16 protein-coding genes are annotated in these 16,358 nt (G+C 71.2%); 12 read left to right on the top strand and 4 right to left on the bottom strand.

The window, feature by feature from the left end:
• The 12 genes from nrfD (at position 1) to O0S08_RS03530 (ending at position 11,315) form a co-directional block, all read left to right on the top strand.
• Complete coding sequence (gene nrfD / locus O0S08_RS03585) at positions 1–1,356, top strand: NrfD/PsrC family molybdoenzyme membrane anchor subunit (RefSeq protein ID WP_269037552.1); 1,356 nt, start codon at positions 1–3, stop codon at positions 1,354–1,356.
• On the top strand, positions 1,353–1,880 hold the full coding sequence (locus tag O0S08_RS03580; RefSeq protein ID WP_269037551.1) for a DUF3341 domain-containing protein: 528 nt from the start codon (positions 1,353–1,355) through the stop codon (positions 1,878–1,880). Before nrfD ends, O0S08_RS03580 begins: the two co-directional genes overlap by 4 nt.
• Complete coding sequence (locus O0S08_RS03575; protein WP_269037550.1) at positions 1,867–2,433, top strand: c-type cytochrome; 567 nt, start codon at positions 1,867–1,869, stop codon at positions 2,431–2,433. Before O0S08_RS03580 ends, O0S08_RS03575 begins: the two co-directional genes overlap by 14 nt.
• Positions 2,430–3,497, top strand: coding sequence for a hypothetical protein (locus tag O0S08_RS03570; protein WP_269037549.1), 1,068 nt, complete (start codon positions 2,430–2,432; stop codon positions 3,495–3,497). The genes O0S08_RS03575 and O0S08_RS03570 overlap by 4 nt, the downstream gene beginning before the upstream one ends.
• Positions 3,490–3,852 (top strand): hypothetical protein, encoded by a 363-nt coding sequence (locus O0S08_RS03565; protein ID WP_269037548.1) that lies wholly within the window; start codon positions 3,490–3,492, stop codon positions 3,850–3,852. The genes O0S08_RS03570 and O0S08_RS03565 overlap by 8 nt, the downstream gene beginning before the upstream one ends.
• Positions 3,849–4,814 carry a cytochrome c oxidase subunit II gene (coxB, locus tag O0S08_RS03560; protein WP_269037547.1) on the top strand — a complete coding sequence of 322 codons (966 nt, stop codon included), beginning with the start codon at positions 3,849–3,851 and terminating at the stop codon, positions 4,812–4,814. Before O0S08_RS03565 ends, coxB begins: the two co-directional genes overlap by 4 nt.
• Complete coding sequence (locus O0S08_RS03555) at positions 4,811–6,391, top strand: cytochrome c oxidase subunit I (protein WP_269037546.1); 1,581 nt, start codon at positions 4,811–4,813, stop codon at positions 6,389–6,391. Before coxB ends, O0S08_RS03555 begins: the two co-directional genes overlap by 4 nt.
• Positions 6,384–7,022 carry a cytochrome c oxidase subunit 3 gene (locus O0S08_RS03550; RefSeq protein ID WP_269037545.1) on the top strand — a complete coding sequence of 213 codons (639 nt, stop codon included), beginning with the start codon at positions 6,384–6,386 and terminating at the stop codon, positions 7,020–7,022. The genes O0S08_RS03555 and O0S08_RS03550 overlap by 8 nt, the downstream gene beginning before the upstream one ends.
• Positions 7,019–7,312 (top strand): cytochrome C oxidase subunit IV family protein, encoded by a 294-nt coding sequence (locus tag O0S08_RS03545; protein WP_269037544.1) that lies wholly within the window; start codon positions 7,019–7,021, stop codon positions 7,310–7,312. The genes O0S08_RS03550 and O0S08_RS03545 overlap by 4 nt, the downstream gene beginning before the upstream one ends.
• Before the next feature lie 239 nt (positions 7,313–7,551).
• Positions 7,552–8,244, top strand: coding sequence for a TetR/AcrR family transcriptional regulator (locus tag O0S08_RS03540; RefSeq protein WP_269037543.1), 693 nt, complete (start codon positions 7,552–7,554; stop codon positions 8,242–8,244).
• Positions 8,241–9,440 (top strand): cytochrome P450, encoded by a 1,200-nt coding sequence (locus O0S08_RS03535; RefSeq protein WP_269037542.1) that lies wholly within the window; start codon positions 8,241–8,243, stop codon positions 9,438–9,440. Before O0S08_RS03540 ends, O0S08_RS03535 begins: the two co-directional genes overlap by 4 nt.
• 354 nt (positions 9,441–9,794) lie before the next feature.
• A complete protein-coding gene (locus O0S08_RS03530; protein WP_269037541.1) occupies positions 9,795–11,315 on the top strand; it encodes a hypothetical protein in 1,521 nt (506 codons plus the stop codon).
• A gap of 100 nt (positions 11,316–11,415) precedes the next feature.
• Here the strand turns inward: O0S08_RS03530 and O0S08_RS03525 are convergent, their stop codons facing one another.
• The 4 genes from O0S08_RS03525 to O0S08_RS03510 form a co-directional block, all read right to left on the bottom strand.
• Positions 11,416–13,059: a DUF4215 domain-containing protein gene (locus O0S08_RS03525; protein ID WP_269037540.1), complete on the bottom strand. Its 1,644-nt coding sequence runs from the start codon at positions 13,057–13,059 to the stop codon at positions 11,416–11,418.
• 405 nt (positions 13,060–13,464) lie between these two features.
• Positions 13,465–14,250 (bottom strand): alpha/beta hydrolase, encoded by a 786-nt coding sequence (locus tag O0S08_RS03520; protein ID WP_269037539.1) that lies wholly within the window; start codon positions 14,248–14,250, stop codon positions 13,465–13,467.
• Positions 14,251–14,835: 585 nt separating this feature from the next.
• Entirely contained in the window at positions 14,836–15,435 is a 600-nt protein-coding gene (locus tag O0S08_RS03515) for a putative Ig domain-containing protein (protein WP_269037538.1), read from the bottom strand.
• A gap of 242 nt (positions 15,436–15,677) precedes the next feature.
• Positions 15,678–16,343: a TetR/AcrR family transcriptional regulator gene (locus O0S08_RS03510; RefSeq protein ID WP_269037537.1), complete on the bottom strand. Its 666-nt coding sequence runs from the start codon at positions 16,341–16,343 to the stop codon at positions 15,678–15,680.
• Positions 16,344–16,358 lie beyond the last annotated feature (15 nt).

Genomic DNA, 16,358 nt, shown 5'->3' with positions numbered 1-16,358 from the left:
GTGACCCGCGGCGGCCCGGACGAGCGGTGGATCGACGGCGATCACGACGTCGCCGCGATCAACGACTGCGTGGTCGACACGGTGCAGTCGCCGCGCACCCGCAACGTCTGGCTGGTCGCCCTCGCCGCGGCCGCGCTCGGCCTCGGCGCCCTGGCCCTCGCGGTGTTCGGCGTGTTCTGGTGGTACGTCGGGATCTGGGGCGTACGCACGCCCGTCTACTGGGGCATCGCCATCACCAACTTCGTCTGGTGGGTCGGCATCGCCCACGCCGGCACCCTGATCAGCGCGATCCTCCTGCTCGCCAATCAGACCTGGCGGCGCTCGATCAACCGCTTCGCCGAGGCCATGACCCTGTTCGCGATCGCCTGCGCCGGCATGTTCCCGCTGCTGCACCTCGGCCGGCCCGAGTTCTTCTACTGGCTCCTGCCGTACCCCAACACCTACGGCTACTGGCCGCAATTCCTCAGCCCGCTGGTGTGGGACTTCTTCGCGGTCGCCACCTACGGCATGGTCTCGCTGGTGTTCTGGTACGTCGGCCTGGTCCCCGACCTCGCCACCATGCGCGACCGCTCGACCGGCCTGCGCGCGCGCGTCTACGGCGTGTTCGCGCTCGGCTGGCGCGGCTCGGCGCGCCACTGGGAGCGCCACCAGTTCGCCTATCTTCTGCTCGCCGGCCTGGCCACCACCCTCGTCGTCTCGGTCCACACCGTCGTCAGCTTCGACTTCGCGGTCGCGCAATTGCCCGGGTGGCACGCCACCGTGTTCCCGCCGTACTTCGTGGCCGGCGCGATCTTCAGCGGCTTCGCCCTGGTGCTCACATTGCTGATCCCGGTGCGCGTCTGGCTCGGCCTGCGCGACCTCATCACCGACCGGCACCTCGACCAGTGCGCCAAGCTCATGCTCACCGCCGGCCTCGTCGTCGCCTACGGCTACGCCGCCGAGCTGTACTTCGGCTGGTACAGCGGCGACCCGCACGAGCGCGAGTTGCTGGCCAGCCACCTCCACGGCCGCTCCGCCCCGCTGTTCTGGACCGTCATCGGCCTCAACGTCGCCCTCCCGCAGTCGCTGTGGTGGCGCGCCGCCCGGCGCAGCACCGCCTGGCTGTTCGTCCTGTCGATCGGCGTCAACCTCGGCATGTGGCTCGAGCGCTGGCTCATCGTCATCACCTCGCTCGAGCACGGCCTCTTGCCGACCACCGGCGGTCACTACTGGCCGACCTTCTGGGACTGGCTCACTCTGGCCGGCACCTTCGGCTTCTTCGCCTTCTTCATGCTGCTGTTCATCCGCTTCGTCCCGGTGATCGCCATGTCCGAGCTGCGCGAGCTCGTCGGCGATCGCCGCCCGGAGGGCGCATGAGCGCCCTTCAGGGCATGCTGGCCGAGTTCGCCGGGCCCGGCGACGTCCTCGCCGCCACCTGGGCGGCGCGGCGCGCCGGCTACGTCGCGCTCGAGGTGTTCTCGCCCTACCCGATCGAGGGCATGGCCGAGGCGCTGGCGTTTCGCACGCGCCTGGCGCGGGTCACCCTCGTCGCCGGCCTGCTCGGCGGCGCGGCGATCTTCCTGTTCCAGGGCTGGGTGCACGCGATCGAGTGGCACCTCGACATCGGCGGTCGGCGGTCCTTCGCCGCCCCGGCGTTCATCGTCCCGACCTTCGAGATCACCATCCTCTGCGCCGCGCTCGCCACCGTGTTCGCCATGTTCGTGCGCAACGGCCTGCCGCGCCTGCACCACCCGCTGTTCGCCGTGCCGGCGTTCGGGCGCGCCAGCCAGGACCGCTTCTTCCTGTTCATCGGCGCCGACGACCCGAGGTTCTCCGCCCCGACCGTGCGCGCCTTCCTCGTCTCGCACGCCCCGCTGGAGGTCCACGATGTCCCGCGGTGACGCGCTCGTCCTGCTCCTCGGGCTCGCCGCCTGCCAGCAGAAGATGCGCGATCAACAGCGGCTCGACCCGCTCGAGCCGGCGATGTTCTTCGCCGACGACATGGAGGCGCAGACCTTGCCCGCCGGCGTGGTCCCGCGCGGCCAGGCCCGCCTCGACCGGCACCTGTGGGAGGGCCGCACCGCCGACGGCCTGCTCGTCGCCACCTATCCGTTCACCATCACCCGGGCCGACCTCGCGCGCGGCGAGCAGCGCTACGCCATTCATTGCACCCCGTGTCACGGCCGGCTCGGCGACGGCGACGGGATCGCCGTGCTGCGCGGTTATCCTGCGCCGCTCCCGTTCACCACACCGCGCCTGCGCGACGCCCCGCCCGGGCACCTGTTCGACGTCGTCACCCACGGCCGGGCCACCATGCCCGACTACGATCACCTCGACGTCCACGACCGCTGGCGGATCGTCGCCTGGGTGCAGGTGCTGCAATTGAGCCAGCACGCCCCGGCCGCGGTCCTGTCCGCCGACGATCGCATGCACCTCGTGGAGGCCCGGCGATGATCCTCGTGCTCGGCGCGACGCTCGTCCTCGCCGCCCTCGCCGCCGCGGCCGGCTGGGTCTCGCCGGCGTTCCTGCACGCCTGGCTGCTCGCCTGGCTGATGTGGCTCGGCGTGGCCCTCGGCGCCTTCGTCTTCCTCTGCCTCCGTCACCTCATGCGCAGCCGCTGGGGCGTCGTCGTCTATCCGCTGCTGTCGGCCATGACGCGGACGATCCCCCTGCTCGCGCTCCTGTTCCTGCCGATCGCCCTCGACCTCGACGTCCTCTACCCGTGGACCGACCGCGCGTGGCTCTACGCCGCCCCGCTGCGGGCCGCCAAGGCCGCCTACCTCGACACCGGCTTCTTCCTCGCCCGCGCGATCGTCATCCTCGTCGCGTGGAGCCTCCTCGCCGTGCGGCTCGCGCGACCGGGGCGGCGGCCCGGCCTCGCCGCGCTCGCCCTCGTCGTCTTCTCCATCACCGTCACCGTCGCCGCGGTCGACTGGGTGCTCTCGCTCGACCCCGACATGAGCACCAGCGCCTTCGGCCTCGCCGTCGCCACCGGCGACGCCGTGGCCGGCTGGAGCGCGGTCATCCTCGCCGCCGCGCTCGTGCAGGGCCGCAGCGCCCGCGCCCCGCTGATCGCCCGCGAGCGGGTGCAGCAGCTCGGCACCTTGCTGTTCGCCGCGCTGATGCTGTGGGGCTACATCGCCTTCACGCAGTACCTGCTGGTGTGGGGCGCCGACCTGCCGCGCGAGGTCGGGTGGTTCTTGCCGCGGCTGCGCGGCGAGTGGGGCATGGTCGCCTGGTCGCTGGTCGGCCTGCACTTCGCCGTCCCGTTCCTGCTGTTGTTGCAGCGGCCGATCAAGCGCGACCTGGCGCGGCTCGCCGCGGTGGCGGCCCTGCTCCTGGTGATGCACTACGTCGAGCTGGTGTGGCTGGTCGTGCCCTCGCGCGCAGCGCCGCTCGGCTGGCTCGACCTCGCGGTGCCGCTCGGCCTCGGCGCGCTGTGGGGTCTCGCGTGCGTGCGCCTGCTCGGGCGCGGGCCCTTGCTGGCGGTGCCGGAGGAGGACATCGATCATGTCTGAGCGTCGCTACGAGCGCGAAGATCTGGCCGACCACGGCCGCGCCTTGAAGGGCGCCGGCGGCGTCGTCGGCGGACTGTTGATAGGAGGCTTCGTGGTCGCGACGATCGCCGCGCGGATCTTCGGGCCCGCGCCGAGCGAGGGCCTCGAGGGCGCGCTGCCGACCGACGTCCTGCGCCAGCTGCGAGTCACGCTCGAGGCCGAGTGGTCGGCCCGCGCGGTCGCCTGGGAGTGGCTCGACCGCGGCCGCGGGGTCGCGCGGATCCCCGTGTCGCGGGCGGTCGAGCTCTCGCTCGCGCGCGGCTTCCCGACCCGGCGCGACCCGCCGCGTCACGTCACTGCGAGGACGATCCGATGAGCACGCCCTTCGAGCTGCTGCCCGCGGCCGCCAGCGCCACCAGCGTCGCGGTCGACGTCGTGGTCCTGCTGGTGTTCGCGGTGATCGGCGTCGTCAGCCTCGGCGTGCTCCTGGCGATGGTCCTGTTCGTGGTCCGCTACCGCCGGCGACCCGGCAACCTGACCGGCCGCGGCCACGACCTCGCCACCATTCGCCGGTTCGAGTTCACCTGGTGCGGGATCACTGCGGCGGTGTTCCTCGGCCTCTTCGTCCTCGGCGCGCTCGAGTTCGATCGCGTCGAGCGCGTCCCGGCCGGCGCCGAAGCGGTCGACATCTCGGTCACCGCCAAGCGGTGGATGTGGTCGTTCCAGCACGCGAACGGCCGCCGCGAGCTGTCTCGATTGCACGTACCCGCCGGACGCGTGGTCCGCCTCCACCTCACCAGCGAGGACGTGATCCACAGCTTCTACGTGCCCGCCTTCCGCCTCAAGCAGGACGTCGTGCCCGGCTGGCTGCGCACCGCCTGGTTCCGCGCCACCGCGCCCGGCACCTACGCCCTGGCGTGCGCCGAGTACTGCGGCACCGAGCACGCCCTCATGCGCGCCGAGGTCGTCGTGATGGAGGCGCACAACTACGATCGCTGGCTCGCGCAGGGCGACGACGGGCGCCCGCCGCTGGCCGCCGCCGGCCGGGCCCTGTTCGAGCGCCTCGACTGCGGCGCCTGCCACGAGACCCGGCTGCGTCGCCGCGCCCCGCCGCTCGAGGGCCTCTACGGCCGTGCGGTCAGCCTGCGCGACGGCAGCAGCGTGCTCGCCGACGACGACTACATCCGCCGCAGCATCCTCCGGCCCGACGCCGAGGTCGTCGCCGACTACCAGGGCGGCGTCATGCCGACCTACGCCGGCCTCGTCGACGACGACGAGCTGCTCCTGCTGGTCGCCTACATCCGTTCGCTGGCGCACGCCGAGGGGGTGAGCCCATGAAGTCGTGGCTGACCACCACCGATCACAAGCGGATCGCCCTGCTCTACCTGGGGACGATGACGCTCTTCTTCACGCTCGGCGGCCTCGTCGCCACGGTCATCCGCGTCGAGCTGGCGACCGCCGCCTCCGACCTCGTCACCGCCGACACCTACAACCGCCTGTTCACGCTGCACGGCGTGATCATGGTGTTCTTCTTCCTGATCCCCTCGATCCCGACCTTCCTCGGCAACTATCTCTTGCCGCTGATGCTCGGCGCCCCGGACCTCGCGTTCCCGCGGCTCAACCTCGCCAGCTGGTACGTGTTCGTCGCCGGCGGCCTGCTCACCTTGACCGCGATGGTCGCCGGCGGCCTCGACACCGGCTGGACCTTCTACACCCCGTATTCGACCACCTTCAGCGACTCGCACGTGATCCTCGCGGTGCTCGGGGTGTTCCTCGCCGGCCTGTCGTCGGTGTTCACCGGCATCAACTTCATCGTCACCACCCACCGCCTGCGCGCGCCGGGCCTGGCCTGGCTGCGCCTGCCGCTGTTCGTGTGGTCGCTCTACGCGACCTCGCTGATCCTGGTGCTGGCGACCCCGGTGCTGGCGATGACGCTCTTGCTGGTGGCGATCGAGCGCGGCCTTCACGTCGGCATCTTCGACCCCGAGGCCGGCGGCAGCCCGCTGCTGTTCCAGCACTTCTTCTGGTTCTACTCGCACCCGGCCGTCTACATCATGATCTTGCCGGGCATGGGCGTCATCAGCGAGCTCGTGCCTTGCTTCTCGCGCAACCGCCCGTTCGGCTACGGCTTCGTGGCCGCCTCGAGCCTGGCGATCGCGGTGTTCGGCTTCCTCGTGTGGGGCCACCACATGTTCGTCGCCGGCCAGTCGTACTTCGCCAGCGTGGTGTTCTCGTTCCTGTCGTTCGCGGTCGCGGTGCCCTCCGGCGTCAAGGTGTTCAGCTGGCTCGGGACCATGCACCGCGGATCGATCTGGCTGACCACGCCGATGATCTACGCGCTCGGCTTCATCGCCCTGTTCACCATCGGCGGCGGCACCGGCCTCGCCCTGGCGATGCTCGCGGTCGACGTCCACCTCCACGACACCTACTTCGTCGTCGCCCACTTCCACACGATCATGGTCGGCGGCATGCTCATGGCCTACCTCGGCGGCCTGCACTTCTGGTGGCCGAAGATCAGCGGCCGCCTGTACTCCGAGCGCTGGGGCCGGATCGCCGCCTACACCCTGTTCATCGGCTTCCTGCTGACGTTCCTGCCGCAATTCGTGCTCGGCACCCAGGGCCTGCCGCGGCGCACCGCCTCGTATCCGCCCGAGTTTCAATTCCTGCAGGGCCTGTCGTCCGCCGGCGCGACCATCCTCGCCGTCGGCTACGTCCTGCCCGGCGTCTATCTGCTCGCGTCGCTGGTCCGCGGCCGCCCCGCCGGCGACAACCCGTGGGGCGCGACCGGCCTCGAGTGGTGCACCAGCTCGCCGCCGCCGCCGCACAACTTCGTCCGGCCGCCGGTCGTCACGGACGACCCCTACGATTATCCGCGCGCCCCGCAGCCCACGATCACCGGAGTCGGCGATGCCTGAAGCGGTGCGCGAGCCGTTCGCCGACCCGGCCCACCAGCGCGACGCGGTCGCGCTCGGCATGTGGGCGTTCCTCGGCCAGGAGGTGCTGTTCTTCGGCGTCCTGTTCGTGTTCTACACCAGCCTGCGCGTGCGCCACCCCGAGCTGTTCGCGGCCTTCGCCCCGCGCCTCGACTGGCGCCTGGCGACCGTGATGACCGTCGCCCTGCTGATCAGCAGCTTCACCATGGCGCTGGCGGTGCGCTTCGCGTTCACGCGCGCGCGCCGGAGCCTGGTGCTGGCGCTGTCGACGACGATGATCCTGGGCGCCGCGTTCCTGGCGCTGAAGGGCTGGGAATACGCGCACCACTTCGAGCACGGCGAGACCCCGCAGATCGATCTGGCCGGCCTCGGCCGGGGTCCGGGCCTGGCGACGTTCTTCGGCGTCTACTTCGTGCTGACCGGCTTCCACGCGCTGCACGTGCTCGGGGGCCTGGGCGCCCTCGGGTGGCTGGCGGTCGCCGCCTGGCGCACGCCGGCGAGCGACCTCCGCGGCTCGCCGGTCATGGCGGTCGGCCTGTACTGGCACTTCGTCGACATCGTGTGGCTGTTCCTGTTCCCCGCGCTGTACCTCGCAGGGAGGCTCGCGCCGTGAATCACGAGTCCCCCGCGCCGACGATCGCCGCCGCCTTCCTGGCCCTGCTCGCGTTGCTGGCGCTCACCGCGACCACCGTGGCGCTCGCGTTCCTCGAGCTCCCGCCCGCGGTCCACGTGGCGCTGGCGATGTCGATCGCGGCGATCAAGGCCGGCCTGGTGGTCGCAGTCTTCATGCACCTGATGCGCGAGGCGCCCGCGACCCGCCTGGTCGCGCTGGTGTCGGTGATCCTGCTGTCGATCCTCATGCTCCTGGTGGTCGTCGACGTCCGCCACCTCGGCGGCGGCTGAACTGCGGTGATTCGCTAGCGGCCCGTTCGGCGAATCCGCGGACTCGAGCACCTCCATTCATCGCATCAGCGCAGCGCGGGTTCGCGCATCAGAGCGAATTCGCCCAGCTCGATCTCGCGCGAGAGAAACCCGAGCCCTGTGGAGAAAATTCCTTGCGAGGCCGTGGACGGGGTGCCATGGTTGTTTGACTTCGTGACCGGATTTCTAAACCAGTCACTGAGTCAAAGGAGAGCGCCGAGGTGCCCGATCGTTCGCAGGAGAGCGTCAACCGCGCAGACCGCATTCTCGACGCCGCCGGAGTGCTGCTCCTGCGGCACGGCTATCGAAAGGTGACGATCGACGACGTCGCCAGGCAGGCCGAGGTCGGCAAGGGGACAGTGTACCTGCACTGGCGCAGCAAGGAGCAGCTGTTCACCGCGCTGGTGGTGCGGACGTCGATCGACCTGACCGAGGAGCTGCTGGCGCAGCTGCGCGCCGATCCGTCGGAGGTGCTGCCGCACCGGTTCGTGCGCTCCTCATTCCTCGCGGTGGTGCGGCGGCCGCTGATGCTCGCGCAACTGATGGGCGACAGCGAGCTGCTGGGGAAGCTCGGCGAGGGGCCGCTGCGCCGGCTGAAGGCGCAGTCGGGCGATCGCTACGGGCGAATGATGATCGAGCGCGGGCTGCTGCGCGGCGACATCCCGCACGTCGACTACGCCATGCGGGCCTCGGTGCTCGGCTTCTACCTGCTCGAGAGCATCGACCCGGGCACGCGCGAGATGACCGCGGAGACCAAGGCCGACGCGCTCGCGCAGGTCGTGCGCAACGCGTTCGAGCCGGCCGGCGCGCCGGACCCGGCGGTGGTCGCCGACGCCGCGGCGCAGCTGGCGGGCGAGCTCGAGAGCATGATTTCGACCTTTCGCGTGTGGATCTACGAAGGAGGGACACCATGACGAATGTCGCGGAACAGTGGGGCATCAATCCGCAGCAATTCTGGCTGCGCGGTCAACGGCCGGAGCCTGTGCGCTTCGATCCGGCCACCGGCATGTGGAACGTGTACGGCTACCCGGAGGTGGTGAAGGTCCTCGGCGACCCGGCCACCTTCTCGTCCGACACCATGCGGGTCGTGCCCGCGGGCGTCTTGCCCCGGGACAGGAACATGACCGAGGGCAACCTGGTCCAGATGGACGAGCCGGACCACAAGAAGCTGCGTCGGCTCGTCAGCGAGGCGTTCACGCCGAAGGTCGTCGCCGACCTCGAGCCGCGGATCGCCGCGCTCACGCACGAGCTGCTCGACGCCGCGGTCGAGCGCGGCCGGATGGAGCTGGTGGCCGACCTCGCCTACCCCCTGCCGGTGATCGTGATCGCCGAGCTGCTCGGGGTGCCGAGCAGCGACCGCGACCTGTTCAAGCAATGGGTCGACAAGATGCTCGAGTTCGCCGGCCAGTTCTCGCTGGTGAAGAAGAGCGCGGAGCAGGATCGGGCGATCGAGACGGCGCTGGCGCAGCGGAAGCACCTCACCGAGTACCTCACCGCCCACGCGACCGAGCGCGCCCGGCGGCCGCGCGAGGACCTGCTGACGAAGCTGGTCCAGGCCGAGGTCGACGGCGAGCACCTCAGCACCAACGAGGTCGTCAACTTCGCCACCGTCCTGCTGATCGCCGGCCACATCACGACGACGATGCTGCTCGGCAACACGGTGCTGTGCCTCGACGCGCACCCCGAGCACATGGCCCGCGTCCGCGCCGATCGCCGGCGGTTGCCGGGGGCGATCGAGGAGTCGCTGCGCTTCCTCAGCCCGTTCGCCACCCTCGGTCGAGCGACCACCGCCGAGGTCGAGCTCGGCGGCCAGCAGATCCCCGCCGACAAGGTGTTGATGGTGTGGATCGCCGCGGCCAACCGCGACGAGCGGCAGTTCGCCCGCCCCGACGAGTTCGACCCCACCCGCGATCCCAACCCGCACATCGGCTTCGGCCGCGGGATCCACTTCTGCCTCGGCGCGCCGCTGGCCCGCCTCGAAGGCCGCGTCGCGCTCGACATCCTGCTGAGCCGCTTCCCCGACCTGCGCGTCGACCCCGAAGAGCGCCCGGAGTTCATCCCGAGCCCGAACATGACCGGCGTGCGCAAGCTGCCGCTGCTGCTGTCGTGAGCCGAAGCCGCGGCGCTCGCCTGCGGCACCGCAGGTGAATGTCTCTTGGGACATGTTCTAGGACACTCGCGGCGCTCCGCGGTCCGTCGGTCGCGCCCTCGATCGCGTCGGCGCCGAACCATGGCGGAGCGTCTGCGGGCTCGCGGCAAAGCAGATCGCCGGACGCCCGTCAATGGTGCGGCGTCGCTGCCGATCGCCGAACCTCGGAACCTCGACCTGGAGCGAGAGGCACGAGGACGATGGAGTGATGAAGAAGCTCACGCCAAGGAATCGTCGGACTCGCGGTAAGAGGCGGTTCGCCGTTGCGTGCTCTGGCCCGCAGGCACGTCGACGGCGGACCCCAGGATGCACTCCTTGAAGCACCGACATCGTATCCCTCACGCGGCCGCGCTCGTCGTGGCCGGTCTCGGCCTCCTCTCGCTCCCCGCCTGCGGAGACGACAATAATCCGCTGCTGACGGCGACCGCGACGATCACCGCCGGTCCGACCACCAACAACCCGTCCGGCAACCCGTCCGGCGGCGACCCGACCGGCGATCCCACCGGCGACCCGACCGAGGGCGATCCCACCGGCGATCCGACCGAGGGTGGGACGGGGGACACCGAGGACCCGACCGGTGGGGAACCGGACGGGCCTCACGCGCTCGGCACGATCTTCCTCGGCGAGAGCCACCCCACCGTCGGGGGCAACACCGCGCCGGCCGTATCCGCGAGCTTCATCCCCGACGCCGAGGGCAGCGGGCTCCAGGGCTGCACCGAGAGCGTCGCCGGCTGCCAGCTGGCGGTCCTGCCCGACTGCGGCGGCGGCTGTGACGCCGACGAGTATTGCGGCTTCGACGACTCGTGCAACGCGAAGTGCCAGCGGATCTGCGACGCCCAGTGCGGCGCCGACGAGGTCTGCTACTTCCCGGCCCCCGACACGCCCGGCTGCAAGAAGATCGAGTCGTTCGACGCCGGCGCGTTGACCTTCCTCGGCACGCCGATCCCGATCACCCTGTTCCCGCCCTATTCGTTCTCGAGCGACGACAACGCGTCGCCCTTCGCCCCCGGCGGCACCGCCAGCGTCCAGGCCTCGGGAGCGAGCAACGCCGGCTTCGAGGCGTTCGAGAAGGACTTCACGGGCACCGACTTCATCCAGACCAGCCCGAAGCTCGACACCCTCGGCTTCGCCGAAGTGTTCGGCTCCGGCCCGCTGCCGGTGCGCTGGGTCCCGGGCGACGGCGAGGTCACGATCACCGCGACCGTCACCACCAGCGACTTCGTCACCGGCAGCATCACCTGCAAGGCCGACGACCCGAGCGGCAGCTTCGACATCCCGCGCGAGGCGCTGAAGGCGGCCGTCGACGGCGAATCGGCCGCGAACATCTCGGTGTCGATCCAGCGCCAGCGCACCGACCTTTACAAGGACCTGACGACCACGGGCGAGCTCACCGGCGTCACCGTGCAGCCGGTCGGCTACCTGCGGATCGTCACCAGCTCGACGGAGTTCCACGGCTTCCAGGGCTGCAACCCCGGCGAGGCCGTGTGCGACGACACCTGCGTCGACGTGCAGTACGACAACGCCAATTGCGGCGACTGCGGCAACGCCTGCACCGGCGAGGACACGTGCAACGGTGGCACCTGCAACGGCCCCGACGCGTGCAACGCCTGCGCCGCGGAGTCCGAGACCGGCGGGTGCAAGGCGGAGAACGACGCCTGCGCCGCCAATGCCGCCTGCAAGACGCTCGAGACCTGCATCAACGGCTGCGGCACCCAGACCTGCGTCAACACGTGCGCCATGAACGCCGAACCGGCGACCATCGACCTCTACAACCAGCAGATCTTCTGCCTCTGCGAGGAGGTCTGCTACGACGAGTGCCTCGGCCTGTGCGGCTGAGCCCCGCGCGTTCGTGAGGACCTGACGAGGGCGCGGCCGGTCCGGCCGCGCCCTCGTATCATTTGCGAACTCACCGACGACGAATCGCGGCGGCCGCGAATCAGCGCACCATCAGCCAGCGGGCCGCGCCGGCCTTGTGGCAGTCGTGGACCGGGCCCACCGCGTCGAGGGTGTTGGGATCGCTGGCGAAGGTGTCGGCCGAGGGCGAGACCACCGCCGCGCCCTTCCACGGGTAGTTGACCAGACCGCAGCCGTACTGGTTCTGGGCGATCTCGTCGATGTGCCACGCGCCGGCGCAGCCCTCGGAGGTGCCGACGTGCCAGGTGCAGATCGTCTTGTTCTGCACGAAGTTGCCCTTGAGGCTGGCCTCCTTGTAGAGCACCTGGGACCAGTTGAAGCAGCTGTTCGGCCCGCCTTGCCCGTTGAACAGGTTGGTCGCGGCGGTCAGCAGATAGTCGCCGCCGCGGCAGTCGATGCGCATGTCGGTCGACAGGTCGCGCAGCACCGTCATCGTCGCCTTGGTGAGGCGGTGGCGGGCGTTGGCGGGATCGGCCGCGTTGACCGGGACGTCGTTGTAGAGCGCCTTGCCGATCGTCTGCGCGCCGAGCGGGCTGCGCTCGAGCACGGTCCAGCCGCCGCCGGCGGTGACCATGTCGCAGAACACCGGGAAGCCCGGCTGGCCGCCGACGCCGTCGGGGTCGACGACGTAGACGTCGCTCGGGAGCATCGGCAGCGCGGCGTGCAGGTCCTCGCAGGTCTGCGGCACGGTGCACACGCTGGTACAGCCGTCGCCGTCGACCATGTTGCCGTCGTCGCACGCCTCGACGCCGAGGTGGAGCACGCCGTCGCCGCACTCCGCGGCCTTGCAATCGGCCAGGCAGGCGTCGCCGTCCTCGTCGTTGCCGTCGTCGCACTCCTCGACGCCGGCCTGCACGATCGCGTCGCCGCACTTCGCCGCGGTGCAATCGCCGAGGCACGCGTCGGTCTGCTCGTCGTTGCCGTCGTCGCACGCCTCGACGTCCGCCTGCACGTGGCCGTCGCCGCACGCCGCGGACACGCAGGTCGAGAGGCAGGCGTCGGTGTCGTCCGCGTTGACGTCGTCGCACTCCTCGACGCCCGCCTGCACGTGGCCGTCGCCGCACACCGCCGGCAGGCAGGTCGAGAGACACGCGTCGGTGTCGTCCTCGTCGCCGTCGTCGCAGCCCTCGCCGTCCTGCAGCTTGCCGTCGCCGCAGCTCGCCAGGGCGCAGTCGTTGGTGCACGCGTCGTCGTCGACCGCGTTGCCGTCGTCGCACGCCTCGACGTTGGCCTGCACGAGGCCGTCGCCGCACACCGCGTTCGCGCAGGCCGACGTGCAGGCGCCGTCGTCCGCGTTGTCCGGGCCGGCGTCGCAGGCCTCGCCGTCGTCGACGTCTCCGTCGCCGCAGAACGGCGCCGGCCCGGTGCTCGTGCCCGGCTCGCTCGTCTCCGCGTCGGTCGTCGCCGCCTCGGTCGTGCCGGTGGTCGTCGTGTCGCCGCCCGTGGTCACGTCGCTCGCGCTGCCGGTGCCGGCGCTGGTCTCGCTCGTCGTCGGCGCGCCCGTCGTCGGCGCCGGCTCGCTCGTGCTCCCGTCGCTGGTCGTCGCCTGCGTCGTCTCCGTTTCGGTCATCGCCTCGGTCGTCGCCGCGACGCCGCTGTCCCCGCATCCACCGGCGACGAGCACCGCCGCGAACGCGCCCCTTCCACCCCAAATACCCAGTTTCATGGAGCGGGATGGTACGCAGATCGTCGACCCTTGCGCGAGCCGTCGATGATCGCGGAGGCCGGCGCTCGCGTCGCGCCCGCGAGGTGATCGAGCTCGGGTCGTTGCTGCAAAATCATTCGGCGGCCCCCGGTGCGAACGAGGCCTCGCGCAGTAAATCGCCCCTCGAGCTCGATCCCTCGCACCCGCTCCGCGCCCGCAGACGGCGGCGGTGGAACCGCTGCGTACGGACAGCTGCCTCGATCCCGTGACGCGAGCGCGACGCGTGGAGCTTCTCCGTCGAAGAATCGGCGCGATGCTTCGCGCTCGCCGCCGGAGGCTCACGTACCGAAGTAGCGACGCGAGCGCGACGCGTCAATCGTCGCCGACGAATCGGCGCGACCCACGCTCGCGCCCGCCGCGAGACGCTCACCCGGACGATTCGCCCCGGCCCAGCGCGCGGCGCAGGAACGAGAGCACCCCCTCGATCGCCTCGCGCGTGGCGGCAGAGTCGTCGACCAGATCGAAGGCGTGCGGCCCCTCGAGGTGTTCGAGCACCGTCACGGACAACCCGCGCCCGCGCCCCGCGGCCACGAATCGCCGCAGAGTCGCGTCCAGGCCGGGCGTGGCGTCCCGGCCGGCGCGGACGAGGAGCAGCGGGACATCGCGCGGGAGCTCGTGGAGCCCGACCGGCGGGACCGCGAAGTAATACTGACGCGCAGCCTCGGCCACGTCGGTCGCGCCGTCGAGGTCGAGCATGTAGCCGTAGAGCAGGGCCGCGCCGGCGAAGCGCTCGCGCGCGAGCAGGCCGAGCGCGGTGGGCACGTTGCCGGAGCAGGCCCAGACCGCGAGCCGGGCCGGATCGAGGCCGAGTTCGCCGGCGTGGGCCCGCAGGTGACGCACGAGCGCGACGACGTCGCCGGGCTCGCGGTTGAGGTAGGTGACGCCGACGAGCCCCGCGGCCGCGACCATGCGCGCCCAGCCGACATACGAGGCCCAGTCCTTGAGCGGCTTGCCGAACAGGCCGACGACGCCCGGATCTGGCAACCCCGACACGAACACGACGGCCGGCGCAGGCACGTCGCGCCGCGGCGGGCGGTAGAGATCGAAGCCGAGCGGGCCGGCGTCGGTTTCGTAATGATGAGACTCGACGACGACGTCCGCCGCCCCGGGGAGGGAGTACACGAGCGGTTGATTGGTGATATCGATGGACATGGTTCTCCTGTGATTTGTGTGCGAATGAAGGACTGAATGCATGCAGGCGAAACGCGGCGCAGCGGGGTTCGCCGCGCCGGCCGCCGCGGTTCGAATCGCGGCCACCGGCGACGCCGAGGCGAAGACACAGCGGATCGACCCGGCCGAACGGAGCAGCCCGCAGGACGCTGGGGCCGCCGGCGGATGCCGAACGGACGACCACGCTCACGCCGGTCCGGTCGCTGCCGGAGAGGCGCAGAGCTGGTCAGACCGCCCGGCGGCGGCGACTACGTGGTGATGGCCGGCCCCACGAGGGACGCGGAGAGGTTGCGGCGGGCGATGGAGAATGTTTCGCCCAGCCCGGGCCGGCGGTCAAGAGCCGCAGGCGACCGGACGCGCAGCCCGTCGGTTAGGCCGCGCTCGAGCTCGCGCGGACCTTCGGGACAGGTCACGCGGCCTCACGGCCCGGACACGCGCCGCCCGTGAAGCCGCGCTCCACTGGCATCGACGCGCCCGACCGGAGACTACCCCGCGCACGGCCCCGGCCGTGCGCTGGATGTCCTCAGGGACAGGTCACGCATGGATTCGAGCGACCACGAGCCTGCGTCACTGGACGACGAGCTCGTACATCGTGAACGACGGCAGCGTCGGGCAGTCCGGGTTGTCCATCGTCGGCCCGGCCTCGAGCGAGAACTCGAAGGTCCCCGCGGTGGACGGCGTGCCGGCGAGGACGCCCGTCTCCGCGGTGAACTCGAGCCCCGGCGGCAGGTCGCCCATCAACGTCCACGACGTGTTGTCCTCGAGCCCGGGCACCGTGAAGGCGATCTCGACCGCGAGCCCGACCGTCAGCGGCTCGAGGGTCTCCGGCTGGATCGGCGGCAGGAAGTTCTCGCACGGGCCGCCCGTGGTCAGCGGCGGCATGGTCGTCGTCGTCTCCGCCGTCGTCCCGACGTCCTCCGTGGTCTCGCCGTCGGTCGCGTCCGTGGTCTCGCCGCCGCTGGCGTCCGTGGTCGTGCTCTCGCCCGCGCTGGTCGTGGGCTCGCTCGTGCCGTCGGTGCTGGTCGCGTCGGTCGTCGGGTCCGTGCCCGTGCTCGTGTCGGAGGTCTTGTCCCCGCCGTCGTCCCCGCACGCCACCAGCGCCAGGCTCAACATCCACGCGCACGCGCGCGGGTTCGCAATCTTCGTGAGCAAGTGAAGCCGATTCATGCGGGCGCATCTAGCACGCGCGCCCGGGGTCGTCGAGCCGCAACGCACGCATGTGCACCACGATCGACGATCGCACGCGCGGGAGCTCGGACGCAGCGCGTCGCTCCTCACGCATCGCACCAGGGCACGCGTGTCATGCCCCCGGCCGGACCGCGGCACCAGCCTCGGTGAGCACCTCATTGCCGCGTCACTCTACAGGTATTCGCAATCGTGGCTCGAGATCTGCGCCCTCGTGCCGCAAATCACCCGCGCTTCTTGCGGGGGACCTTGCGCGCCGCGCCGGCGTCGCGCAGCAGCGCCGAGGCCAGCATCCCTGCCAGCCATGTCTGATAGCGATCGGCCGGCCAGCCGCGCCCCAGCACCAGCAGGCGGAACAGCTCGCGATTGGTCATCGCCCACAACACGTCGCGCGCCGCCTCGACGTCGAGGTCGTCGCGCAACTGTCCCGCGGCCGCGAGCCCCTCGACGAGCCCGCGCTGGGCCTCGCGGCGATCGGCCTCGCCCTCGCGTTCGAGCGCCGCCAGCTCGGGCGCGACCACCCCGACGCCGCGCAACAGCTCGAGCTCGACGCGCTCGCCCTCGTAGACCGTGCGGGCGATCTTCGCCGCGAACGCCAGCCGCTGCGCCGGGTCCTCCGTCGTCAGCGCGGCCGTCACCGCGGTGTCGTACGCCGGCCCGAACCGGGCCTGATGGATCAGCTCCGCCACGATCCCGCGCTTCGAGCCGAACGCCGCGTACACCGTCGGCGCCGCCACCCCGGCCGCGCGGGCGATCGCGTCGATCGTCGTGTCCTCGTAGCCGTGCGCCGCCAGCAGCGTGCGCGCGGCCGCGAGGATCTGCTGGCGCGTCGCGTCGGCCTGGCGGCGCCGGCTCGGCGAGTGATACGGACGGGCTTCGGGCTTCGCCATCGCGTCGTCTCGCGG

This window comes from Nannocystis punicea, assembly GCF_026965555.1.
Classification (GTDB): domain Bacteria; phylum Myxococcota_A; class Polyangia; order Nannocystales; family Nannocystaceae; genus Nannocystis; species Nannocystis punicea.
This window is presented reverse-complemented; position numbering and strand designations above follow the sequence as displayed.